The following is a 22,253-nucleotide window of genomic DNA, read 5'->3' on the forward strand; positions in this document are numbered from 1 at the left end:
TGGACTGACTATGGCCGAGGGTGGCGAATTTGTCCAGGGGTGAAGTTGTTGTGTCGCGGCTCACGTTCTGCAATGATCAACTTGTCTAAGCCTGTATAGACAAGTTGATTGCGGATCGAACCCACTACAAGTCGGAAGCAGCGTGGCTTTCGACGGAAGGTGCTGACATGAGCCTCGTTTCAGTCGACACGACACCGGACTCCGAGAATGTGAGGAGGGTGTCCAGTACGTATTTCGAGGGCTTGTCGGCGGATCGATACGCTGCGCTCGCCGAAGACCGCAAGCTGGCGATTGTCGCCGCGCACATGGACCTTTCGCGTCGACGAGGACACAACTCGTCGATCTCGCGACTCGCGCCGGCCGGGGAGTTAGGGGATGGCCCCGCGATTCAATACGTCGGCGACGACATGCCGCAGCTCGTCGAAGCGGTCTTGGCGACACTTGCCCGTGCCCGCGTGGAACCTGAATTCGTGGTGCACCCCGTGCTTCGCACAGCCGTACAACCGGCGCACAGCACCGAAGACGCCCGGGCCGGGGAGCGCACCGAATCATGGATCCACATAGGACTACCCGCACACTGTTCGGACGCGCAGGCGCAGGTGATCGCGGACGACGTCGCCGGAATCCTCGACCGTATCGCGCGTGCCTTCCGCGATTCCGTGCCCCTGCGGGACCTCGTCGACGAGGCGCGCGAGCAACTGGACTCGAACGGCTACGCCGAAGAAGCTGACTTTCTCCGGTGGTGCAGCGCCGGAAACTTCAGTGTCATCGGTGGTGCGCGAACTGTCGACAGTGACGAGCCGTACGCCATCGGCGTGCTCCCCGATCCAACCGGCTCTTCGGATTCGAAAGCGGCGCCCCTCGCGATTGCAGTGGTGTACCTCCGGCAAGGGTTCGGTGGATCCGAATACGCCACCGAGATCGACGTGTCCGTCGGCGACCGTGCGTACCGATTCGTCGGGTTCTTCACCGCGACCGGTATCGTCGCCGACGTCAGGCGAACCCCGCTCGTGCGAGGACGCGTCGCAGACATCTTCGAGGCCTCAGGATCCACCGTCGATTCGTTTGTCGGACAATCGATGCTGGCAGTGATTCAGTCGATTCCGGTCACAGTGCTCCTGGCGGCCGAGCCGGCCCGAATCGCGGACGCGCTGGACGAACTCACTTCCGTGGACGGCCGCACATCGATCCATCTGTTCTTGCAACCGGTGGGAAGTTCCCCGGTCACAGGGCGAGATCAAGAGTTGTCGGCTCTGCTCTTCGTTCCGCGCGAGAAATTCAGTACGACGATCAGAACAACGGCCGAGTCGGTACTCGCCGACGCACTCGGTGCCCACAATATCGAGTTCTCCAGTCGAGTCTCGGAATCCCCCTTGGCCGTCGTACATTTCACGGCCACAGTCGGCGGCGGCGCGAACTTCGCGTCGGCGCGACAAGCACGGGAGATTCGGGACCTCGTCGTCGACGCGTGCCTGACGTGGGACGAACGATTCGTTCTGGATGCTTCGCACTACGACGAGCGGCGCAGGCGTGCTCGGTTCGCCGAGCGCGTTCCGGTGGCATACAAGCAGGATTTCGACGCTGTCCGAGCCGCCGAGGACATGGCGGTGTTCGAGGGCCTCGCGCCCGGAGAAGTAAGTCCACGGTTGGCCCGATCTGTCGACGGACCGGGTACTCACCGTCTCGGACTGTACGTATCGGGTGATCCGCTCTCTCTGGGCGAGGTGCTGCCCGTATTGCAGAGCCTGGGCGTCGAAGTGGTCGACGAACGTCCGTACGAGATCGCACCGGTGGGAACCGAACAGTCCAGGATCTACGAGTTCACGCTCTACTACCCGAGTGCTCCGGTCGAAGGCTTCGACAACTTTGCCGCGCGATTCGCGGCGACGTTTGCCGCGGTTCGAAACGGTGACGCCGAGCCGGACTCGTTCAACGAATTGGTCGCGATCGCGGGACTCGGCTGGAAACAGGTAGTGGTGCTGCGGGCGTACGCGGAGTTCTTGCAGCAAGCGGGATTTCCTTACAGCACCGGTCGCGTCGCCGAGGTACTTGCCGATCATCCCGAGATCGCCGGCAGATTGTGCGAATTGTTCGAGAGCCGTTTCGATCCTGGCGTCGTCGACGGAGATCGAGGTGCACGTGCAGCAGCGGACGTGGAAGCGGCCGTGGCGCAGGTGCAAGGACTCGACGCCGATCGGATCCTGCGCGCATTGTCCGAACTGGTCCGTAACACGTTGCGTACCAACTATTTCGTGTATCCCACTCAATCGCTCGGCGCGCTCTCGTTGAAGTTCGATTCGGAGAAGCTGTCCGTATTGCCTTTCCCTCGACCGAAGTTCGAGATATTCGTGTACTCACCCGATGTAGCAGGTGTGCACCTTCGTTTCGGTACGGTGGCTCGCGGCGGCTTGCGCTGGTCGGATCGGAAAGAGGACTTTCGCACCGAGGTACTGGGATTGGTGAAGGCGCAGGCAGTCAAGAACGCAGTCATCGTGCCTGTCGGAGCGAAGGGCGGATTTGTCGTCAAACGCCCACCGGTTCCAGGGCTGGGCGCAGACGCAGACCGAGAAGCCGCGTTGGCGGCCGGGATCGATTGCTACCGATCCTTCATTCGCGGACTACTCGATCTGACCGACAACGTCGACAAGCAGAGCGGGGCCGTTGTCGCGGCGCGGCGGGTCGTTCGCCACGACGGAGACGACACGTATCTTGTTGTCGCCGCGGACAAGGGAACTGCGAAGTTCTCCGACATCGCGAACGAGGTTGCCGCGGAGTACGGATTCTGGCTCGGCGACGCCTTCGCGTCCGGCGGGTCGGTCGGCTACGACCACAAAGCCATGGGTATCACGGCGAAGGGCGCCTGGGAAAGTGTCAAGCGGCACTTCCGTGAGCTCGGCGTCGATACCCAGCACGATGACTTCACCGCGGTGGGGATCGGAGACATGAGTGGCGACGTCTTCGGCAACGGTATGTTGTGCAGCAAGCACATTCGCCTGATCGCGGCGTTCGATCATCGGCACGTGTTCGTCGATCCGGACCCGTCGCCTGAGCGCTCGTACGACGAGCGATCACGTCTCTTTGCGCTCCCCCGATCCTCGTGGGCCGACTACGACCCGACCTTGATCAGTGCCGGCGGCGGAGTGTGGGAACGCTCGGCGAAGCGCGTTCCGATCAGTGACGAGATACGAGAGGCACTGGGCCTCGAGGACGACGTCACCGACCTGACTCCACCGCAACTGGTTCGGGCGATTTTGCGGTCCCCGGCAGATCTGTTGTGGAACGGCGGCATCGGAACGTACGTCAAGGCCTCCGGTGAGTCCGACCTCGAAGTCGGCGACAAGAGCAACGACGCCGTTCGGGTGAACGGCAACGAAGTGCGTGCCCGAGTGATCGGTGAAGGAGGCAATCTCGGCCTCACCCAGGCCGGACGGATCGAATACGCACGCGGCGGTGGACGGATCAACACAGACGCCCTCGACAATTCGGCCGGAGTCGATTGTTCCGACCACGAGGTGAACATCAAAATCCTTCTCGACTCCCTGATCAGCTCAGGCGTCGTCACGGACTCACGTCGTGACGCACTACTCGAATCGCTGACCGACCAGGTCGCAGAACTCGTTCTCGCAGACAACCGTTCGCAGAACGAACTGATGGGTACCACGCGGGCGGATGCGGGGGCGATGATCGGTGTGCACGGCAGAGTGATTTCCAACCTCGAATCGCGCGGGATCGTCGACCGTGTCATCGAAGGGTTTCCGACCAAGAAGCAGTTCGCCGCGGCCGAGAAGTCGGGAACGGGGCTGACGTCGCCGGAACTCGCCACACTGATGGCCCACGTCAAGCTCGATCTGAAATCCACGCTGTTGGCGGGAAGCTCGATCGACAACCAGATCTACCGCCAGGTGCTGGCGAACTATTTTCCGGAGGGCGTTCGAGTTGCAGGGGGTGACGCCCTCGACCGGCACCCACTTCGTCGCGAGATCGTCGCGACAGTGCTGACGAACAACGTCATCGATCGAGGCGGCATCACCTATGTGTATCGGCTCGGTGAAGAAGTCGGCGCTGATCCGGAAGACGCAGTACGTGCCTTCACTGTGGTCTCCGAGGTGTTCGGACTGTGGAAGTTGTGGCACGACATCAGCGAAGCCTCGCTCTCGACCGCAGTGTCCGACGAGTTGATCCTGCTCACCAGGCGACTGCTCGACCGGGCGTCACGGTGGATGCTGACACGTCGTCCGCAACCGCTGGCCGTCGGGGCCGAGATCAGCAGATTCGGTGATCGCATCGCGGAGGCGTCGGCAGAGCTCGATGACTGGCTGGTAGGCGCAGATCAGCGGAACCTGGCTGCGCGAACGGTCCTCATCACGGACAAGGGCGCGCCGGAGAACCTGGTCAGGCGAGTGGAGATATTGCTCGATCAGTTCGGACTGCTCGACGTGGTGGAGATCGCGGACCTTGCCGATCGGACGATCTCGGAGACCGGCGAACTCTATTTCCGGCTCGGTGAGCATGTTGGGCTCGTCCCGATGCTCAATCGAGTGTCGGCATTGAGCAAGGACGGAAAATGGAACGCGTTGGCGAGGTTGTCGTTGCGGGACGAGTTGTACTCGACGGTGCGGGCCCTGACCCTCGACGTCTTGGCCGACGCGGAAGCGGGTGACACGACAGCGGAAAAACTCTCGAGGTGGGAAGAAAGGAATGCGTCGAGAATCGAGAGGTCCACTCTCGCGCTCGCAGAGATCGAGGCGTCCGGGCAACACGATCTTGCTGCGCTTTCGGTTGCGACGAGCCAATTGCGGCGCATGGTGGGTTAGGTCCGGCGCGGACGCTCGCGGATGGATCGGAAAGGTGCACGAGGCGGATAGACTTCGGAGGCCGAACGGGAGAACCGACTCGGTGGTTTTCGACGAACGGGTGGTGGCGATGGCGATTGCCGAAGTGGACGCAGAACTCGCCGTGCTGTTCAACGAGGCAGGCGGCGAGTCCGCCCCTGCCTACGAACGGGTCAAGAACCTCGTGGTCTCGCAGATCAACTCGGGTCGGTGGACCGAAGGCGATCAGCTGCCTTCGGAGAATCAACTGGTCAGTGCGCTGGGGTTGTCACGAATGACGATCAATCGAGCGCTTCGCGAACTCACCAGCGACGGTCTGATCGTGCGGATGATGGGGGTCGGTACTTTTGTCGCCGCCACGAAGACCGCGTCCCCGCTGTTCGAAGTCAAGAACATCGCCGACGAGATTCAGCGCCGCGGCCACCGTCATCGAACCGAGGTCGTCTTCGTTCGTGAGGAAGAAACCGACCACGGGCAGACGTTCCTTCGTGAATCGGTGGGCAAACGGGTGTTCCATTCGCTGATGGTGCACTTCGAGGACGAAACTCCGATTCAGGTGGAAGACCGATTCGTGAATCCGAACGAGGCGCCAGACTATCTGCGCCAGGACTTCACCGCGATCACCCCCAACAACTACTTGAGTGACGTTGCGCCTCTGGTTCGCGGCGAGCATGTCGTGGAAGCGGTGTTGGGTAGCCCGGACGAATGCGAGCTGTTACGCATCGATCGCGGGGAACCGTGCCTGCTGATTCGCCGCCGCACGTGGTCGGCTAACGGATTGGTCAGCGCGGCGCGCTTGATCCATCCGGGTTCACGCAATCGCTTGGAAGGAACCTTCGAGCGCTGATCGTTTCGAATGGCGAATCCTGAACACTCGCTCGTCGGATTGCACCATTTTCGGGGTCGACTTCGGTGCAATCGACCAGGACGTGACTGCGAGCACACTGAGATCATGGGTGGACGGTTATTGCTTCCGCAACCTCACTTCCCGACGAGTGAGACCTGAGCGGATCCCAGCAACGCCGTCTACGCCGCTCGCTTCCATGATCGAAGGAGTTCGACCTGTGACCGACTTGCCCAAGGACCTACTTGTCGCCCCGAAGTGGCAGGAACGCCTCGACGAACTGGCAGCCAAGCATTCGGTACCGGGCGCGCAGGTCGGTGTGATCGCGCTGGGCGAAGACGGCGCAGCGGACATCCGTGTCATCACCACCGGAGTGACGAGCCTGAACACGCGCGTCGACGTCGACGCAGACACCCTGTTCCAGTACGGATCCGCGAGCAAGATCTGGACGACGACGCTGATCATGCAGCTCGTCGACGAGGGCAAGCTGACGCTGGACACCCTGGTGGTGGAGGTGCTTCCGGAGTTCACGATCGCGGATCCTTCCAACACGAAGGAAATCACGATCCGCCAGTTGCTCACGCACACAAGCGGTATCGACGGAGACCTGTTCAACGACACCGGTGACGGTGACGACTGCGTCGAGAAGTACGTCGACGAACTCGCGACCGCGATCAGCGTCACCGAGCCCGGCGGGCATCTGAGTTACAGCAACGCGGGTTTTGCCGTTGCCGGCCGCATCGTCGAGGTCCTTCGTGAGATGACGTGGGACGAGGCGTTGGTCGAATATCTCTGGAAGCCACTCGGATTGACGCACATCATCACCAAGGCCAAGGACGCGCCGCTGTTCCGCACGGCCGTCGGCCACGTGGCCAACCCGGATCGGACGTCGCCGGACAAGGTGATTCCGACCAAGCAGTGGCTGCTTCCGCGCGGTATCGGTCCGGCCGGGATCATCACCGGATCGGTCAGCTCGCTCCTGACCTTCGGTGCTGCACACATGCGTGACGGACTCGCATTGACGGGTGAACGCATTCTGTCCGAAGAATCCGCGCGCCTGATGCGCACTCCGCAATTCGACCTGACCGCGGTCTCGAGCGTCGATCAGGCCTGGGGCCTCGGCTGGATCCTGTCCGACTGGGGCGGCGTGACGTCCGCGCAGCACGGTGGTGCGACGATCGGCCAGATCACTCGTTTTCACACCTTCCCCGAGCTCGGTCTCGCCATGGCCGTGGTGACCAACTCGCGTGGCGGCGGCGCCCTGGCCCACGACATCGAGAAGGAGATCGCCCAGGAGCTCGATCTCGTTCTGCCGGAACCGAAGTCCGAGCCGAATGCGGAAGACATCGACCTGTCGCACATTCTCGGAACCTATGAATCGACAACCGTGCGAATCGAACTCACGCGCGGCGAGGACGGCGGATTCCAGGTGCAGAACTTCGCCAAGGTCGAGATCGACGGCGAGCCGCCGGCTCCGCCCACCAAGGTCGTACCTCTGTCCGCCTCCAGGTTCTTGATCAGTAACGAGAGCGCTTCGGGTGAGATGGCTCATCTCACGATCGATGGCGAGCAATATCTGTACATGACAAGGCTTTTCAAGAAGATTTCCGACTAGTCGCGGCGATTCTCTCCGCTGAATGAAATCTCGGGCAGGTCGAAGGCGATGAGGGCCCTCGACCTGCCCGCACTACTTTTCGAGGAAAACTCATGATGAAACCTCTCGCTCCTTTTCCGGACGTGAATCACCCCGCGGCACTCGATGCTTACGGCCTTGCGCCGGTCATCGACGGTCACAACGATCTGGCCTGGACGGCTCGCGAAACTGCCGCATACTCGGTGGAGAATCTCGAGAAGGATTCCATCTTCCAAACCGACATCGACAAACTCGGTCGTGGCGGCGTCGGTGCGCAGTTCTGGTCGGTCTACACCCCGTGTGACCGGACGGAGCCAGAGGCGGTTCAGTACACACTCGAACAGATCGACTACGTGTACCGGATGATCGAGCGATATCCGGATACTTTCGAATTCGCGCGTACAGGTGACGACGTGCGTCGCATCTGGAGCGAGGGCAAGGTCGCGTCCTTGTTGGGCGCGGAGGGCGGTCACAGCATCGGCAGCTCGCTCGGTGTCCTGAGAATGATGGCGCGCCTTGGTCTTCGGTACATGACGCTGACGCACAACGACAACACCGGGTGGGCGGACTCCGCGACGGACACTCGAGTACACGGCGGGCTGACCGATTTCGGTCGCGAGATCGTGCGCGAAATGAATCGGCTCGGCGTGCTCGTCGACCTGTCGCACGTCTCGGTGGAAACGATGAGAGATGCCATCGAGACGTCTTCGGCGCCGGTGATTTTCAGCCATTCGTCGTGCTCTCAGCTATGCGGTCACCCCCGTAATGTTGCCGACGACGTCATGCGACTGCTCGCGGACAACGGCGGGGTCATCATGATCGCCTTTGTACCCATGTTCCTTTCTGCCGAGTACAACGAGTGGTTCAAAGGCGGGCGAGTCGGCCCACGACCGGCGATGACAGTGGACCATCTCGCCGACCACGTCGAGCATGCCCGAGACGTCGCGGGCATCGACCACATCGGTTTGGGCAGTGACTACGATGGGTTCGACGACTTTCCGGACGGTATGCAGGACGTATCCGGTTTCGCGGTGTTGATAGACCGTCTGGCGGAACGCGGTTGGTCCGCGGAGGACTTGGCAAAGCTGATGGGCAACAACGTGTTGCGTGTGCTCGACGAGACCAGTGCGGCCTCGATGTCGAGCCTTTCCTAGCCGTATCGACGCCCGAGAAGATGAGGATGAGAATGAAGAAGATTCGTACCGTTGCACTGAAGCTGGTTGTTTCGGTGTCCGTAGTTCTGGTTGTGCTGGTATCGATAGCGCTCGTATTCAATGTCGGCTCCAGCAAAGCGAGCGTTCCGGCCGGGGAGACGGGCAACCAGTTCGTGTCCGTCGACGGAAAGAACATGAGCTACTCGATCCGCGGCAACGGCGATCAGACCATAGTGCTGTTACCCGGGTTCGGAACGTCCGCACCGATTCTCGACTTCACACCGCTTGTCAACGAGCTCGCACCCGACTACCGCGTCGTCACGATCGAGCCCTTCGGTTACGGCTACAGTGACGGAACGGACAAGGACCGCACGACTGCGAACATCGTCGAAGAGATTCATACGGCAGTACAGTCGCTGGGAATTGACGAATACATCCTCATGGGGCACTCGATCACTGGTCTCTATGCGCTGGACTACACCGCGAAGTACCGTGACGAGGTCACCGCATTCGTGGGTATCGACAGCAGTGTTCCAGGGCAGCCGAACATGGATACCAAATTCCCGATCGACGCACTCCGAGTTGGAAGGCAATTGGGCTTGGCGGAATTGCTGTCCAAGGTCGTCGGTGGTGAAGCCTCGGACGAGTACCTCGATCCCGCCGCAAAGGACGAGATGCGACAGTTGACTGCGAAGAACAACTTCAGCGATACCTATCTCAACGAGATGGATCATCTTTCGAGTAACTTTGCTGAAGCAATCGGCAAGACGTTCCCAGCCGATCTTCCGATTCTGTTGTTCGCCGTGAACAATTCAGAAGTTCAGGGCTGGACAGAGCTGCACGAGGGGCAGGCAGCCTCCGTCGATCACGGAGAGGTGATCTTGCTGGACGGAGACCACTACCTGCACCACACCAGGTCGAAGGAAATCGCCGAGAACCTCGGAAGGTTCTTGGGTGAGCTGAACTGAATCCGGGAGGACGTTAAAGTTGGAGGCGGGGCCATCGAGTCGAGATGGTCCCGCTTCTTTCTTCTCCACTGATCGTTCGGAGGCATTGTGGCGCAGACCTGGTCACGCGAAGAACTGGTGAGCGAGCTGGACTCGGCGTATTCGAAACTCGAAGCGTTACTCGACGGCGTCGCCGAGGCCGATGCGTTCGACGTCGTTGCCGTCGACGCGTGGACGGTGCACGACGTACTCGCTGTGCGTGTCTGGTGGGCAGAGGCCGTCGCAGAGTGGATAGGTGCCGGGCTGCGAGACGAGGCTCCGCAGACGCCGGCGGCGGGTTACAAGTGGACGCAAACACCCGCACTGAACCAGTCGGTTGTCGACGCGAGCATCGACATTCCGGCTCAGGAGCTTCGTGACCGCTTGGGAGCTGCTGTTGCGATATTGCGCAACTACATCGAGGCCCTTGACGATGATCAACTGCTGTCGGTCGGGGTTTTCTCGTGGACCCGGACGTGGCCGGTCTCGAGGTGGATCGCCGTCAACACGATCACCCAATACGCGTCGTTGTCGAAAATGATTCGGCGAGTGCTGAAGTCGAACAATCAGCCCTGAAGTCGATGCATCCGCCATACGTCCGGTCCGTCGGGGAGCGAGGTCTGGCCGACGATCGTGAAACCGAACCGTTGGTACAGCGGTAGATTTCGTTCGGTCGACGTATCGAGCCAGCAATTCTGTTCGGTTCGATCCAGTTCCGCCAAAGCATGTTTCAGTAGCGCAGAACCCAATCCGGTTCCGCGTGAGCGCGGCGTCGTACCGATCGTTGCCAACGACCACGCGTTGTCGGGGACGGGAAGCGCAGACAGTTGTTCGTCAGCCTGAAGAACGCGCTCGAACCGATCTCCGTGCAGTTCGACGATCTTCTCGACGGTCGCTTCATCAGGCTCTGGAGTGTCCGGCGGCAGGACTGCGATGACGCCGTTGCCGGAATCGTCTATGTAGGAACGCCCGAACGGTAGTGCCAGGTGTTCGAGGTAGATCCGTTGCAGAGTCGCGACGCGTTCCACGTGGGAGTCTTCGGCGACGCACCAGTTCGTCCAGGGGTAGTCGGCAAACGCCTCGCCGAGAACCTCGGCGGCACGGTCGAGGTCGTCGATGGACAGCGGTCGAACAGAATTCTGCATAGTGCCACTTCAGCACAGTGAGGTCTTCCGTCGCCACTCGATTTCGGCGGTGTAGCAGGTGCGCGGGCCGTGGTCACGTACTTGTGAGTTCATTCAAGAAAGTTGGACGAGGCTGTCGATCCTGCGTTGACTGGTAGTGATCGGGCAATCGCCGAGCTGTCAACTCCGGGCACGTGAGATCCGGGTACGGCGATTCTCCGCGAAAGGAACAGATATGAACAGGCTCGAAGGCAAGAATGTAGTGATTACAGGCGCCGCAAGTGGAATCGGGCGTGCAGCAGCACAACTCATGGCGGCAGAGGGCGCCAAGGTGCTGGTCGCCGACCTCGATCCTGCGCGTGCAGAGGAAGCGGCGGTGGCGATTCGCGAGACGGGTGGCAATGCAGTGGGTTTCGGCGTCGATGTCATGAACGAGGACTCTCTGGCAGCGATGATCGAAAAGGCGGTCACCGAATTCGGCGGCATCAACGTCCTGTGTAATCACGTGGGCGGTAGTAACCCGCGCAAGGATCTCGACCTGCTCCGGATGGACTTGGACGAGTGGGATCGCGTGATGTCGCTCAACGTCCGCAGCACTGTCGTCGCTTCACGACTTGCCATTCCGCACATGAACAGTGCCGGTGGAGGATCGATCGTCAACACGGCCTCGGTAGGTGGATTGATCGGGGATTCCCTGCAGTCTGCCTACGGATCCGCCAAAGCGGCAGTCATTCGTCTGACGCAGTACATCGCAGTCCAGTACGGAGCAAACGGTGTTCGGTGCAATGCCGTAGCGCCGGGCGCGATCATGACACCCGCTCTCGTGGACAACATCCCCGCTGATGTCATCGACGGCATGAAGCAGGCAAACGCCCTGCCTTACCTCGGCGAACCCGAAGACATCGCGCATGCCATGGTCTACCTGGCTTCGGACGAATCTCGCTACATGACGGGGCAGACCCTGGTGGTCGACGGCGGACTCACCAGCAAGAGTCCGCTCGCGACCGGCCGTTCGTCGATGTTGAGCTGAATCAGCTCCGCCAACCGCTGGGGCCGGCGCCCAGAACCTCGATGGATCCCTGACTGGCGTGTGAATGCTTGGTGCGGTGCGTCATTCGCCACTTTCCGTCGATCCGCGCCCATGAGTCGTGGTAGTCGCCGAGGGTGAAGAAGTTCAGGTGAGCCTTGCTCCCGGTGCCCACATGCATGTCGCTGACATAGGAGCGGCTGGTGGCGAGATCGCCGACCACCTCGACCAGCACGTTACCGATCAGATGTTGGGTGGGACCGCACTCGTCGAGGAACGAGCGGATGGACGCCACTACCTCGGCGGGTCCGCGCAGAGTTCCGGTGCCCAATTCTGCCGTAGCGTCCGGCGTCATGATCCGGTGGAGTTCATCCCACTCTCGCGCATCCATAGCTCGGGCGAACTCGAAGATGGAGCGGGTGATCTCGCGTTCGTCGAGAAGAGTGGTGATGTCGATGCTCATGCTGTGCGCCTTTCTTAACGTCGGGGGGTTAATAAAGGCGCACAGCAGATGTCAGCGGTTGAGCAGCTTGCGCATCGCTTCGGCAGCACCCTTGACCATCTTGTCTCGGGGGAAGCCACTGCGCTTCTTGGCGCCTTCGTAGTTTCCTGCAGCCACCCAGATCGGGCCGTCGGCAAGGTGTTCGAGACCTTCACGTGCAACATCATCGGGCTCTGCGACGTTCATGCCCGGGATGTCGAAGTTCAGTCCCGCGCGAATCATAGCGGGTGTGCGAGTGACACCGAGAATGAACTCGACGACGTGAACGCCGTACGGCTGGAGTTCGAGCCACAGGCTTTCGGCGAAGATGCGCCCGAATGCCTTGGACGCCGCGTAGATGCTCTGGTGCTCGGAGCCCATGAATCCGGCCAGCGAACCGAGCAGCATGATGCCGCCGCGTCCGCGATCCTTCATCAATCCGCCGAAGTGGTGCGAGAGTTCGAGCTGCTTGTTGATGTTCAGCTCGATGACTCCGGCAAATCCCGTCAGATCTCCGGTGACGAACTCGTGGCCGTAGCTGTTGGCGCCGGCGTTGAAAATGAGGAGACCAACCTCGACGTCGTCGGTGACAGCCTTGATCTGATCGAGCGCGTCCGGAACGAGCAGATCCAATGCGAGAGTGCGTACTTCGACGCCGTTGGCGCGTGCCTTGGCCGCGGTCTCCTCGAGCGGGCCAGGCTTGCGGGCGATGAGAACGAGGTTGATGCCGATCTTGCTGAGCTCGTCGGCGAACCCTGCGCCGACACCTTCTGAACCGCCGGCGATGACTGCCCACGGGCCGTAGTACTGAGGATCGATCATTACTACCTTCTTCGAAAGATGTTGGCTTGACTAGTGAAACGGAGTCGGTACGGGTTCGCTGTCGTCGACGATCGGCTGAGGCACCGGCTCGTCGTTGAGGATCTCGAGTTCGCCCGCTGTTGCAGCGTTCACGATGGACGCGATCAAGGCGCCGCACTGCTTGCGAGGGGCACCGGGTCGTCCCTCTCGCTGCCCGAATTCACGGTCGTCGGCGATTTCGAGGCACTGGGCGCGGGCCTGGTCACTCCACTGAACGGTGGTGTGTTCCCAACTGTTCTTCTGGACCAGGACCTGAGCCTTGCACTCAGCGCACTGAAGAGGCTGCATCTTCGTCTGCCTTCTTTGCAGCGAGGTTGTCTTCGACTTCCTTCTGCCAGGCTGCGACGGGTCGCGCGGTGTCGAGTTCGAATTCGAAGCGCTCGGTCATCTCGGGAGCGATGTCCGCGACATCGACGTAGAACTGTTCGTACCAGCGACGGAGCTGGTAGACCGGGCCGTCTTCTTCGCACAGGAGCGGGTTCTCGATGCGAGTCTTGTTCTTCCAGATCTCGACGTCCTGCTCGAAGCCCTTGGCGATGAACGTGCCGAAGTTCGCGGCCATCGCCTCGGCGGCTTCACCCTGGAAGCGATCCGACTTCTTGACGATGATGCCGTACTGGAGCACGAACTTGTCAGCGCTGACCGGGTAGTGGCAGTTGATGAGCACAGAGTCGACGTTGTAGTCCTCGTACTCGTAGGTCAGGTCGTCGACCATGAAGGAGGGGCCGAAGTACGTGGCAACCGAGTTGCTGCCGACCATCTTCGGGGTGCCTGCTGCGTGGGGACGCATGTCCGAGCGAGCGACGCCGCGCATGTACTGCGTTGCGGCGTGGCCTTCGAAGACGTTCTTGAAGTACGTCGGGAAGGAGTAGTGCACGTAGAAGAAGTGCGCCATGTCGACGATGTTGTCGACGATTTCACGGCAGTTGGTGTCGACGGTCGTGGTGTACCAGACCCAGTCGCTCCACTCGTCGCTGAGCGCGCCTTCGATGCGGGGGATAGCCACGTCGTCGGTCGGCGGGTTGCCCTCGGGGTCATGCCAGACGAAGAGCATGCCGTCCTGGTCGAGGGTCTGCCAGGCGCGCGTCTTGGCCAGCGGGGGGACGCGGCGTGCGTACGGAATCTTCTGGCACTTGCCGTTGCCGCCCCAGCGCCAATCGTGGAACGGACAGGCAATGGCGTCGCCCTTGATGGTGCCCTGGCTCAAGTCGCCACCCATGTGACGGCAGTACGCGTCGAGGATCTTGACGTTGCCTTCACTGTCGGCGAAGACGACCAGTTTGGTGCCGAACGCCTCGATGGAGTGCGGCTGGCCGTCCTTGAAGGACTCCGTGAGTCCAATGCAGTGCCATCCACGCGCAAAGCGTGTAGGCGCGGTTCCAGCTTGGATCTCGCGAACCTCGTCGTTGTCGGACTGAGTGATCGTCACGATGAGTCCCGTCCTTTCCAGGGGCAGTGTCGACGCCCGACGCTAGGGGAGCGTGAATTGCCTCTGGGATCTCGTCTCACTGGCCGGGACCAGCGGCGAGCGCGAGGATCCGGCGGCTGATCCCGGCCTCCGGGACTTCCGATCACCGGAACGCGTGACCGACATATCGTGACGGGGCAGCCGTTATGTCTATCTGCCGATCCGCTCCCTCACGGTTCGGTGCGAGGAGTGTCTCCCATGGTCAACAAGGTTCTGAGTTCAGTCCGTGATCTGCTTCCGAAGATCGCGGCCCGCGCTCAGAAGGTCGACGATTCGCGCAAGATCTCCGAACGGACCATCCGGGAGCTGTCCGAAGCCGGCGTCTTCTCCATGCTGGCGCCGAAAAGATACGGAGGTGCCGAGAGCGACCCGGTTCAGTTCTACGAAGTGGTCAGGGCCATCTCGGCTGCCTGCGGCTCGACCGGTTGGGTCGCGTCGGTGGTGGGGGTGCACCCGTGGCATCTTGCACTTTTCGACGACCGAGCGCAGGCCGACGTGTGGGGAGAGGATCAGACGACGCTCATCTCGTCCGCCTACGCGCCGGTCGGTCGACTGACGGCGGTGGACGGTGGTTACGAACTGTCGGGCCAGTGGGGCTTCTCTTCCGGCTGTGATCACGCGAGTTGGGCATTGCTGGGCGCGATGGTGGTCGGCATGGATGGTCGTCCCGTCGATTTCATGACGGTGTTGGTGCCGCGTACGGATTACGAGATCCGAGATGTCTGGGATGTCGTGGGGATGCGCGGCACCGCGAGCAACGAGATCGTGGTCGACAAGGCCTTCGTTCCCGAGCACCGATTGAAGCGCAACTACGAGACCGCACAACTTCGCGGCCCAGGCCAAGCAGTCAATCCTGGTCCGCTGTACAAGCTTCCGTTCGGGAGTATCTTCACCTCGACGGTTGCCGCTCCGTGTGTGGGCATCGTCGCCGGTTGTTACGAGGGGTACCTGGACGTGATGCGTGAGCGCGTCCGTCTGAGTTTGGGTGGTGGACGGTTCAGCGAGGATCAGTTCGCTCAGGTCGCCGTCGCACGTGCGTCGTCGGAGATCGATGCTGCGATTCTGCAGATGGATCGCAATATCCGGGAGATGTACGAACTTGCTGTGGCCGGTCAGGAGCTCCCACTCTCGATGAGGCTGCGTGCGCGTCGTGATCAGGTTCGTGCGACGGAACGCTCGGTGGAAGCGATCGACATGCTTTTCAAGACGGCAGGCGGGAACTCCCTCTCTCGCGGAAACCCGATCGAGCGTGCGTGGCGTGACGTTCATGCGGGCAGCGTTCACGTTGCCAACGAACCCGAGCGCGCGTTGGCGCTCTACGGCCGGGCGGCGTTCGGACTGCCGGTGGAGGACAACCTGATCTGACGGGTTGGCGCGTCACCGGGTGGGGTATTTGCCTTTGGATGAGGGAAGTACCGGCTCTGACCATCGGCTCGATCGTCGACATGGCGGGTGTCGCGCGCGCGAAGGTGATGCCGGCCGGCCGAACCGGTGTCTTCGAGAAAGCCGGTGCGGGAGTCTCACCGAGCTGGAACGTCTTCTGTAGCGACGATCGGATTGCCTTCACCGATTCCTTTTCCGTCGTGGGTGATCTCCGGTTGCGTATCGACCGCTCCGACCTCCGTGATCTCGGCGGGGGCGTGTCGTGGGCGCCGGCGACGTTGCACGAGCAAGACGGTGCGACGGCTGCCGTGTGTACTCGGTCCGCACTCACTGCCGTCGTGGCGCGGCTTGCCGCCGACGGACTGGAAGCTCGGGTGGGTCACGAGATCGAGTTCACTCTTTTCGGTGATGCGTGCAACGGAGCGTGGTCGGCGTACGGGTTAGGTGCAGTCCTGCGCCGCGAGGACTTCCTCAAGGACCTTCTGCGCAATGCCGAACGCGCACAACTTCATATCGAGCAAGTTCATGCAGAGTACGGACCGGATCAATTCGAGATCTCCATCGCTCCGGCAACTCCTGTTCAGGCTGCCGACCTGGTGATACTGGCCCGGATCTTGATCAGCCGCACTGCCAGAGCCCACGGATTGGCGGCCTCGTTTTCACCGATACCTACGATCGGAGGTACAGGGAACGGTGCACACCAGCACTTTTCGTTGAACTCAGGTGGGCGGCCCGTCTTCTCCGGTGGCGGGCAGGAGTACGGGATGACCGACAAAGGATCATCAGCTTTGGGTGGAATCCTCTCTCACCTCACGGAATTCACGGCCGTCTTTGCGTCCTCACCGCTCTCCGGGGTCAGGCTGCGACCGGACAATTGGTCGGGGGCCTACGTCTGTTGGGGGCTCGAGAACCGGGAAGCGGCACTGAGGTTCTGCGCAGAGTCACCGTCGAATCCACACGGCGCCAACGCCGAAGTGAAAATCGTCGATCCATCGGCCAACCCGTATCTGGCGACCGCTGCGATACTTGGCCTTTCGCATATCGGTATCGGCAATGCCTCGCCATTGCCGCCGGAAATTGTGGTGAACCCGTCGACTCTCACGGAGGCGGAACGTGATGAGCGCGGGGTGACCCGAGTCCCCACCGATCTGCGCGAGATAGTGCAGAAGTTCAACTCCTCCTCGGTGGCGAAGGAAATCTTCGGGGAGTCGATCATCGAAGCGATGGTGTCGGTGAAGGGAGTTGAGCGCGAGACTTTCTCCCAGATGGACGAGGCGACAACCGTCGAGCGGCTTCGATATACCTGGAGCTGAAAGGGTTGACGCGCAAGATGTCGAGTCCTATGTTTAAGCTATTCCTTAATTAAGGAGTTGCTTACATGGACGAGCGAAGTGGCCGACTCGATGCAGTGTTCAGCGCATTGGCCGACCCGACGAGGCGTGAAATGCTCTCTCGCCTCACTGATGGTTCGATGACCGTCGGTGAGTTGGCCGAGCCGTTCGAAATGAGTCGACCCGCCATCTCTCAGCATTTGAAGGTGCTCGAGCGAGCCGGTCTCATCGAACGAACCGCCACCGCGCAATGGCGCACGTGCACCCTTCGCGCAGAGGGTCTCGACGACGCCAGCGCCTGGGTCGACGAACACCGGCGAGGCTGGAACGAACGCTTCGACCTCCTCGACGAGCGTCTACGTGAGCTGAAGCAACGTCGACCGAAGAAGGAGAAGGACAATGAGTGACCAGAACGTCGATGCCACTGCAGAATTCACCATCACCCGGATCTTCGATGCGCCGCGCGACCTTGTCTGGCAGGCGTGGACCGACCCCGACGAGGCGGCGCGCTGGTGGCATCCGAAGGGTGTCAGCAGTCCTCGGGAGTACGTCACGATCGACCCCCGGGTTGGCGGAACGTACCGCTACCTGATGATCAACGACGAGAACGGAGCCGAGTACCCCACCGGCGGAACCTATCTCGAGGTCGACGAGCCGAAGAGGCTGGTCTTCACCTGGGGAAATCCGAGTGATCCGGTGGATGCCGCACCTCGGATAACGGTCACGCTCGCAGAACGGGGTGACAAAACCGAAATGACCTTCCACCTGGTAGGAATTCCGGGATTCAAGGGTGACGGGAATGTGTACGACGGATGGGAATCCGCTTTCGACGTGTTGGACGAAGTTCGCGCCGGCGACTAGTCGGGAATCGGACACCGCGACAGCGGTGCCGGTGATTGAATGGGGCTGATAGTCCATTCGTCACCGACGCAGGAGAGCCTGATGGCACCAGAAGTTGCGGTAGTTCTCGAGGGATACACCTACTTCGAATGCCCGCGCTGGCACGAGAACCGGATCTGGGTATCGGACTTCTACACCTACCAGGTGATTTCGGCCTGCGAGGACGGGACAGACATACGCGTCGAGGCGGAGGTTCCAGGGCAGCCGTCCGGGCTGGGGTGGCTTCCGGACGGCAGATTACTGGTCGTCTCCATGCGGGACCAGAAGATTCTGCGGCGAGAATCCGATGGCGAGTTGGTGGTGCACGCAGACTTGTCCGAGTACGTCAGTGCCAACGTCAACGACATGCTGGTCGACGCACAGGGACGAGCGTACGTGGGCAACTTCGGGTTCGATCTGATGAACCTGGCCCCCGTCGAGACGGCAGATCTCCTCCGCGTCGACCCGGACGGATCGGTGCACGTCGTCGCGCGAGATCTCCACTTCCCCAACGGAATGGCTCTGACGTCGACCGGAGATCTGCTCGTGGACGAAACGCTGGGAAATCGAATCAGTGTGTTTGCCGTCCAGGCCGACGGCTCTCTGGGTGAACGCCGCGACTGGGCGTCGTTCGGGCCGGTGCCTGGTGGACCCGAGAGGGAGACCACCCTCGCTCAGATCGTCGTTGCGGCGGACGGGTGTTGTATCGACGGAGACGATTCGATGTGGGTGGCCGATGCCCTCGGAAGCCGTGTTCTTCATGTGGGCGCCAGCGGGGAGATAGTCGACGAAATTGCCTTCGACAGCGGTGTCTTCGCTTGCGGACTCGGCGGTTCCGACGGTCGTACCCTGTTCGTTTGTGCCGCCCCGGATTTCAATGAACACGCTCGCAAGGTGGCTACCGAAGGAAAGCTGCTGTCGATTCGCCTGGAGCCTTTGATCTGATATGGAATTGGTGACCTCGCTACCTGCCGACACTCCGCTGCGGCAGGTAGCTCAGCACGTCCGACGCATCGAGAACCTTGGTTTCGACACGGTGCACATCTCCGAAACCATTCGTGATCCGTTTGCGGTGGCGGCCCTGGCCGTCGAGCACAGCAGTACTCTCACTGTTCGGACGTCGATGGTTGTCGCGTTTGCGCGCAGTCCCATGGTGACGGCTTTGGCTGCCTGGGATCTTGCGGGTTTCTCGGGTGGGCGATTTCAACTGGGGCTTGCGACGCAGGTGCGTGGGAACATCGTCGGGCGGTACTCGATGCCGTGGACGGATCCTGTTGCGCAACTGCGTGATTACGTCAGCGCTGTACGCGAGATCTTCCGAGTGTTTCAGGAGGGTGGTGAACTCGACCATGCGGGAACGCACTATACCTTCGACCGGCTGCAGCCCTACTTCAATCCGGGGCCGCTCGATGTTCCGGCTCCGGAGATCTGGACCGGGGGAGTGAACTCTCGCATGTGCTCACTGGCGGGAGCCGTCGCCGACGGTTTTGTTTCTCACCCCACCAGCTCCCATCCGAAGGTGCTCGCGGAGAGGATCATTCCATCGTTGACGGCAGGAGGAAGGAAGCCGCGACTGATTGCCGTTCCGAAGATGATCACCGGCAAAGATCCTGCCGCGATACTTGCTCAACGAGAAGCGGTGCGCAGTGAACTTGCCTTTCTCTACTCCACTCGGGCGTACCGAGTCGCGCTGGAGGTCCTCGGATTATCCGAGGTCGGGGAAGAACTGACAGTGATGGCGCGGGCAGGTGATTGGGCTCGACTACCTGACGTCCTCACCGACGATGTTCTCGACAGGCTGGTCACGCAATGCACCTACGCCGAACTCCCCGAGGTGCTGAGTTCGAAATACGCGAGTCTCTGCGACGGCATTGCACTGGCGGTGCCGGCGAATCCCGCCGACGACCGCGTCTTCGCAGCGATGTGTGAGGAGATTCGAGCCGCCGCAGCGTCTGCCCCGTGACGTCCAGTCGGCGCGAACTACACTCTCGACATGGGGCGCGTCTACGAAGGCATCGATGAAAAGCTCACCACGTGGTTGCAGGCTCAACCGCTGTTCGTCGTTGCCACCGCACCGTTGTCTGCTGACGGGTTGGTCAATTGCTCACCCAAAGGGGGAGTCGGATCGTTTGTGGTGCTGACATCCACCCGGGTGGCGTACCTCGACCTCACCGGCAGCGGTGTGGAAACCATCGCGCACGTGCGCGAGAACTCGCGAATAACACTGATGTTCATGGCGTTTGACGGACCACCGAAGATCGTACGACTGCACGGTCACGGACACGTTCTGCTTGCAGGGTCGGAACCGTTCAACGAGCTTGTCGGTAGGTTCCCTGAGCACCCGGGGCTGCGGTCGATCGTCGTGGTCGATCTGACGCGCATTTCGGATTCGTGCGGATACGCAGTACCGCTGATGGACTACCAATCCGATCGTGACGTGCTCGACCGCGTAGCGGAGAAGAGGGGGCCGGAGCGGCTCATCGCCTATCGCGCCGAGAAGAACGCGAAGAGTGTGGACGGGTTGCCCGGTATCGACCTGGAGTGATACAAAATCGCGTCGCCGTGCGAAAGAGTGTGGGGCAGGTGATTCTGACATTGCCTGCCCCACGTCCTCGTTGTGCTGGTTACTTCGCCATGTCCTGGGCTGCTCGGTACGAGAAGACCATGGCCGTGCCGAGCGGAACGCCAGGACCGGGGTAGAAGCGGCCGCTCAGTGACGCGCTCGTGTTGCCGGCGGCGTACAGGCCGTCGATGGCGCTGCCGTCGGCACGCAGGACTCGACCGTTGACGTCGGTGACCAATCCGCCCTTGGTGCCGAGGTCACTGAGGACGATGCGGGCCGCGTAGAACGGACCGTTCTCGATCGCCGTCAGTGCCGCATTCGCGCCGCCGTTGGGTGGGCAGAAGAATGCGTCGTACGGGTCTTCGCCGCGATGGAACTCTTCGTCGACTCCCAGCTTTGCGGCATCGTTGAACTTTTCGACAGTACTGCGCAATGCGTCGGCCGGCAGTCCGGTCTTGGCGGCGAGTTCTTCGAGAGTGTCGGCGGCGACCCAGGTTCCGGCCTCGAGGTGCTTGGCGGGCGCCGTGTTCGGGATGCAGATGGCAGGTAGTCCGCCACCCTCGCGCGAGTCGAAGATCATGAACGACGGCACTGCAGAACCGTTGTCGTCGTGCGCATCCATGGCCCGGCCGAACTGGTCGTACGGGAGAGACTCGTTGAGGTAACGCTCGCCCGCGTTGTCGACGACGAGTCCGCCGCGAACGCCGACCATGAATGCGGCGCTGCCGTCCGGCTGCTCGACGCCGGGGCAGAACCACGCCTGATCGAGCAAAGCGGTTGCGCCACCGACAGCAATTCCGGCGGAGATCGCGTCACCGGTGTTGGCGCCGAAGGGACCCATACTCCAGATCGCTTTGCCGGGGGTGCCGGCCTGCTCACGCATCTCGGCGTTGCCTTCGATGCCGCCCGCTGCCATCAGCACACCGCGGTTCGCCTTGATTCGCTGGGTTTCGCCGCCGGATTCGACCTCGGCGCCGACAACCCGACCGTCCTCCACGATCAGGGAGGTGAGGATGGATTCGGTACGAAGTTCTGCGTTACCGGTGCTCTGGACTGCGGCCAGCAGTCGGCCGATCAGTGCGCGCCCACCGATCATCGGGCCGGGAGCATGATCCTGACCGGTGCGGTCTTGGTCGAGTTCCGGACGCACCTTGCCGGCGAGGTCACCGATGTCGGCGGGATCGAGATCGAGAGGGTTGATGGAGCGTCCCGTGTCCATCCGGCCTTCGGCCTTGTAGTAGTCGGGGAACGCACGGAACTCGAATTCGATGTGCGGGTTCTGCTCGAGTAGTGCGACGACATCGGGAGCGGTCTCGACATAGGCATCCTGGCGCTCGGACTCGGCGTCGCCGAGCAATGCGCGCAGATAGGTGCGTGCGTTCTCCGTTGAGTCGGGGAGTCCCGCACGTTCCTGTACTTGGGTTCCCGGCAGCCAGATGGATGCGCCCGAGTACGCGGAAGTTCCGCCGAAGCGATCGGTTTTCTCGAGGACGATCGTCGTCAATCCTCGAGCTGCCGCGGTGTATGCGCCGGTCAGCGCGCCGCCGCCGGAGCCGACTACCAACACGTCGCACTCGGTGGTCCAGTCCTGCATCATTGCGTCCTAACTCCAAGAGGGTGGGGTGTCCACGGAATACCGCACGGGGAGAGAAGGCCATGCCAGGTCCCACTGAGCGGGCAATATGCC

20 protein-coding genes are annotated in these 22,253 nt (G+C 61.6%); 14 read left to right on the forward strand and 6 right to left on the reverse strand.

Annotated elements, in window-relative coordinates:
- The first annotated feature begins 167 nt into the window (after positions 1 to 167).
- From RhoBH5_RS17970 to RhoBH5_RS17995, 6 genes are all read left to right on the forward strand, one after another.
- Positions 168 to 4,814, forward strand: coding sequence for an NAD-glutamate dehydrogenase (locus tag RhoBH5_RS17970; protein ID WP_270008616.1), 4,647 nt, complete (start codon positions 168 to 170; stop codon positions 4,812 to 4,814).
- A 109-nt stretch (positions 4,815 to 4,923) separates the two neighbouring features.
- Entirely contained in the window at positions 4,924 to 5,679 is a 756-nt protein-coding gene (gene hutC / locus RhoBH5_RS17975; RefSeq protein ID WP_024487384.1) for a histidine utilization repressor, read from the forward strand.
- 217 nt (positions 5,680 to 5,896) lie between these two features.
- Positions 5,897 to 7,291: a serine hydrolase domain-containing protein gene (locus RhoBH5_RS17980; protein WP_003940270.1), complete on the forward strand. Its 1,395-nt coding sequence runs from the start codon at positions 5,897 to 5,899 to the stop codon at positions 7,289 to 7,291.
- A 92-nt stretch (positions 7,292 to 7,383) separates the two neighbouring features.
- On the forward strand, positions 7,384 to 8,463 hold the full coding sequence (locus tag RhoBH5_RS17985; RefSeq protein ID WP_270008617.1) for a dipeptidase: 1,080 nt from the start codon (positions 7,384 to 7,386) through the stop codon (positions 8,461 to 8,463).
- A gap of 32 nt (positions 8,464 to 8,495) precedes the next feature.
- Positions 8,496 to 9,431 (forward strand): alpha/beta fold hydrolase, encoded by a 936-nt coding sequence (locus RhoBH5_RS17990; protein WP_270008618.1) that lies wholly within the window; start codon positions 8,496 to 8,498, stop codon positions 9,429 to 9,431.
- 87 nt (positions 9,432 to 9,518) lie between these two features.
- Entirely contained in the window at positions 9,519 to 10,025 is a 507-nt protein-coding gene (locus RhoBH5_RS17995; protein ID WP_042448439.1) for a ClbS/DfsB family four-helix bundle protein, read from the forward strand.
- On the opposite strand, the gene RhoBH5_RS18000 is transcribed toward RhoBH5_RS17995, so the two are convergent.
- The gene (locus RhoBH5_RS18000; RefSeq protein WP_058037659.1) at positions 10,016 to 10,594 is read right to left on the reverse strand and encodes a GNAT family N-acetyltransferase; all 579 of its coding nucleotides are present in this window, start codon (positions 10,592 to 10,594) and stop codon (positions 10,016 to 10,018) included. The genes RhoBH5_RS17995 and RhoBH5_RS18000 overlap by 10 nt on opposite strands.
- Positions 10,595 to 10,808: 214 nt before the next feature.
- On the opposite strand from RhoBH5_RS18000, the gene RhoBH5_RS18005 reads away from it, so the two are divergent.
- The gene (locus RhoBH5_RS18005; RefSeq protein ID WP_042448434.1) at positions 10,809 to 11,603 is read left to right on the forward strand and encodes an SDR family NAD(P)-dependent oxidoreductase; all 795 of its coding nucleotides are present in this window, start codon (positions 10,809 to 10,811) and stop codon (positions 11,601 to 11,603) included.
- Position 11,604: 1 nt separating this feature from the next.
- Here the strand turns inward: RhoBH5_RS18005 and RhoBH5_RS18010 are convergent, their stop codons facing one another.
- From RhoBH5_RS18010 to RhoBH5_RS18025, 4 genes are read right to left on the reverse strand one after another with little or no spacing between them, the layout of a single operon-like run.
- Positions 11,605 to 12,063 carry a nuclear transport factor 2 family protein gene (locus RhoBH5_RS18010; protein ID WP_003940631.1) on the reverse strand — a complete coding sequence of 153 codons (459 nt, stop codon included), beginning with the start codon at positions 12,061 to 12,063 and terminating at the stop codon, positions 11,605 to 11,607.
- Between the two features lie 51 nt (positions 12,064 to 12,114).
- Positions 12,115 to 12,903, reverse strand: a complete 789-nt coding sequence (locus tag RhoBH5_RS18015; RefSeq protein WP_209447976.1) for an SDR family NAD(P)-dependent oxidoreductase — start codon at positions 12,901 to 12,903, stop codon at positions 12,115 to 12,117.
- 30 nt (positions 12,904 to 12,933) lie between these two features.
- Positions 12,934 to 13,230: a hypothetical protein gene (locus tag RhoBH5_RS18020; RefSeq protein WP_003940353.1), complete on the reverse strand. Its 297-nt coding sequence runs from the start codon at positions 13,228 to 13,230 to the stop codon at positions 12,934 to 12,936.
- Positions 13,208 to 14,371, reverse strand: a complete 1,164-nt coding sequence (locus tag RhoBH5_RS18025) for a Rieske 2Fe-2S domain-containing protein (protein WP_042448430.1) — start codon at positions 14,369 to 14,371, stop codon at positions 13,208 to 13,210. Before RhoBH5_RS18025 ends, RhoBH5_RS18020 begins: the two co-directional genes overlap by 23 nt.
- Before the next feature lie 237 nt (positions 14,372 to 14,608).
- Between RhoBH5_RS18025 and hsaA the strand changes: the two genes are divergently transcribed.
- The 7 genes from hsaA to RhoBH5_RS18060 all read left to right on the forward strand — a co-directional run bounded on the left by hsaA (position 14,609) and on the right by RhoBH5_RS18060 (position 20,548).
- Positions 14,609 to 15,775 carry a 3-hydroxy-9,10-secoandrosta-1,3,5(10)-triene-9,17-dione monooxygenase oxygenase subunit gene (gene hsaA, locus RhoBH5_RS18030; RefSeq protein WP_042448427.1) on the forward strand — a complete coding sequence of 389 codons (1,167 nt, stop codon included), beginning with the start codon at positions 14,609 to 14,611 and terminating at the stop codon, positions 15,773 to 15,775.
- A 38-nt stretch (positions 15,776 to 15,813) separates the two neighbouring features.
- On the forward strand, positions 15,814 to 17,106 hold the full coding sequence (locus RhoBH5_RS18035; RefSeq protein WP_042448424.1) for a glutamine synthetase family protein: 1,293 nt from the start codon (positions 15,814 to 15,816) through the stop codon (positions 17,104 to 17,106).
- 65 nt (positions 17,107 to 17,171) lie between these two features.
- Positions 17,172 to 17,531, forward strand: a complete 360-nt coding sequence (locus RhoBH5_RS18040; RefSeq protein WP_003940373.1) for an ArsR/SmtB family transcription factor — start codon at positions 17,172 to 17,174, stop codon at positions 17,529 to 17,531.
- Positions 17,524 to 17,985, forward strand: a complete 462-nt coding sequence (locus RhoBH5_RS18045; RefSeq protein ID WP_050656857.1) for an SRPBCC family protein — start codon at positions 17,524 to 17,526, stop codon at positions 17,983 to 17,985. Before RhoBH5_RS18040 ends, RhoBH5_RS18045 begins: the two co-directional genes overlap by 8 nt.
- Before the next feature lie 81 nt (positions 17,986 to 18,066).
- Positions 18,067 to 18,948: an SMP-30/gluconolactonase/LRE family protein gene (locus tag RhoBH5_RS18050; RefSeq protein ID WP_270008619.1), complete on the forward strand. Its 882-nt coding sequence runs from the start codon at positions 18,067 to 18,069 to the stop codon at positions 18,946 to 18,948.
- Position 18,949: 1 nt separating this feature from the next.
- Entirely contained in the window at positions 18,950 to 19,966 is a 1,017-nt protein-coding gene (locus RhoBH5_RS18055; RefSeq protein WP_204855385.1) for an LLM class flavin-dependent oxidoreductase, read from the forward strand.
- 30 nt (positions 19,967 to 19,996) lie between these two features.
- Positions 19,997 to 20,548: a pyridoxamine 5'-phosphate oxidase family protein gene (locus RhoBH5_RS18060; protein WP_073512548.1), complete on the forward strand. Its 552-nt coding sequence runs from the start codon at positions 19,997 to 19,999 to the stop codon at positions 20,546 to 20,548.
- 79 nt (positions 20,549 to 20,627) lie between these two features.
- Here the strand turns inward: RhoBH5_RS18060 and RhoBH5_RS18065 are convergent, their stop codons facing one another.
- Entirely contained in the window at positions 20,628 to 22,160 is a 1,533-nt protein-coding gene (locus RhoBH5_RS18065) for an FAD-dependent oxidoreductase (RefSeq protein ID WP_037128865.1), read from the reverse strand.
- Between the last annotated feature and the right edge of the window lie 93 nt (positions 22,161 to 22,253).

Source organism: Rhodococcus sp. BH5 (assembly GCF_027583855.1).
Lineage (GTDB): Bacteria > Actinomycetota > Actinomycetes > Mycobacteriales > Mycobacteriaceae > Rhodococcus_F > Rhodococcus_F qingshengii.

Coding starts and splice junctions, on each gene's coding strand:
- RhoBH5_RS17970 (WP_270008616.1), top strand. CDS start 168: ATGAGCCTCGTTTCAGTCGACACGACACCGGACTCCGAGAATGTGAGG.
- hutC (WP_024487384.1), top strand. CDS start 4,924: ATGGCGATTGCCGAAGTGGACGCAGAACTCGCCGTGCTGTTCAACGAG.
- RhoBH5_RS17985 (WP_270008617.1), top strand. CDS start 7,384: ATGATGAAACCTCTCGCTCCTTTTCCGGACGTGAATCACCCCGCGGCA.
- RhoBH5_RS17990 (WP_270008618.1), top strand. CDS start 8,496: ATGAAGAAGATTCGTACCGTTGCACTGAAGCTGGTTGTTTCGGTGTCC.
- RhoBH5_RS18000 (WP_058037659.1), bottom strand. CDS start 10,594: ATGCAGAATTCTGTTCGACCGCTGTCCATCGACGACCTCGACCGTGCC.
- RhoBH5_RS18005 (WP_042448434.1), top strand. CDS start 10,809: ATGAACAGGCTCGAAGGCAAGAATGTAGTGATTACAGGCGCCGCAAGT.
- RhoBH5_RS18010 (WP_003940631.1), bottom strand. CDS start 12,063: ATGAGCATCGACATCACCACTCTTCTCGACGAACGCGAGATCACCCGC.
- RhoBH5_RS18015 (WP_209447976.1), bottom strand. CDS start 12,903: ATGATCGATCCTCAGTACTACGGCCCGTGGGCAGTCATCGCCGGCGGT.
- RhoBH5_RS18020 (WP_003940353.1), bottom strand. CDS start 13,230: ATGCAGCCTCTTCAGTGCGCTGAGTGCAAGGCTCAGGTCCTGGTCCAG.
- hsaA (WP_042448427.1), top strand. CDS start 14,609: ATGGTCAACAAGGTTCTGAGTTCAGTCCGTGATCTGCTTCCGAAGATC.
- RhoBH5_RS18035 (WP_042448424.1), top strand. CDS start 15,814: ATGAGGGAAGTACCGGCTCTGACCATCGGCTCGATCGTCGACATGGCG.
- RhoBH5_RS18040 (WP_003940373.1), top strand. CDS start 17,172: ATGGACGAGCGAAGTGGCCGACTCGATGCAGTGTTCAGCGCATTGGCC.
- RhoBH5_RS18045 (WP_050656857.1), top strand. CDS start 17,524: ATGAGTGACCAGAACGTCGATGCCACTGCAGAATTCACCATCACCCGG.
- RhoBH5_RS18050 (WP_270008619.1), top strand. CDS start 18,067: ATGGCACCAGAAGTTGCGGTAGTTCTCGAGGGATACACCTACTTCGAA.
- RhoBH5_RS18055 (WP_204855385.1), top strand. CDS start 18,950: ATGGAATTGGTGACCTCGCTACCTGCCGACACTCCGCTGCGGCAGGTA.
- RhoBH5_RS18060 (WP_073512548.1), top strand. CDS start 19,997: ATGGGGCGCGTCTACGAAGGCATCGATGAAAAGCTCACCACGTGGTTG.
- RhoBH5_RS18065 (WP_037128865.1), bottom strand. CDS start 22,160: ATGCAGGACTGGACCACCGAGTGCGACGTGTTGGTAGTCGGCTCCGGC.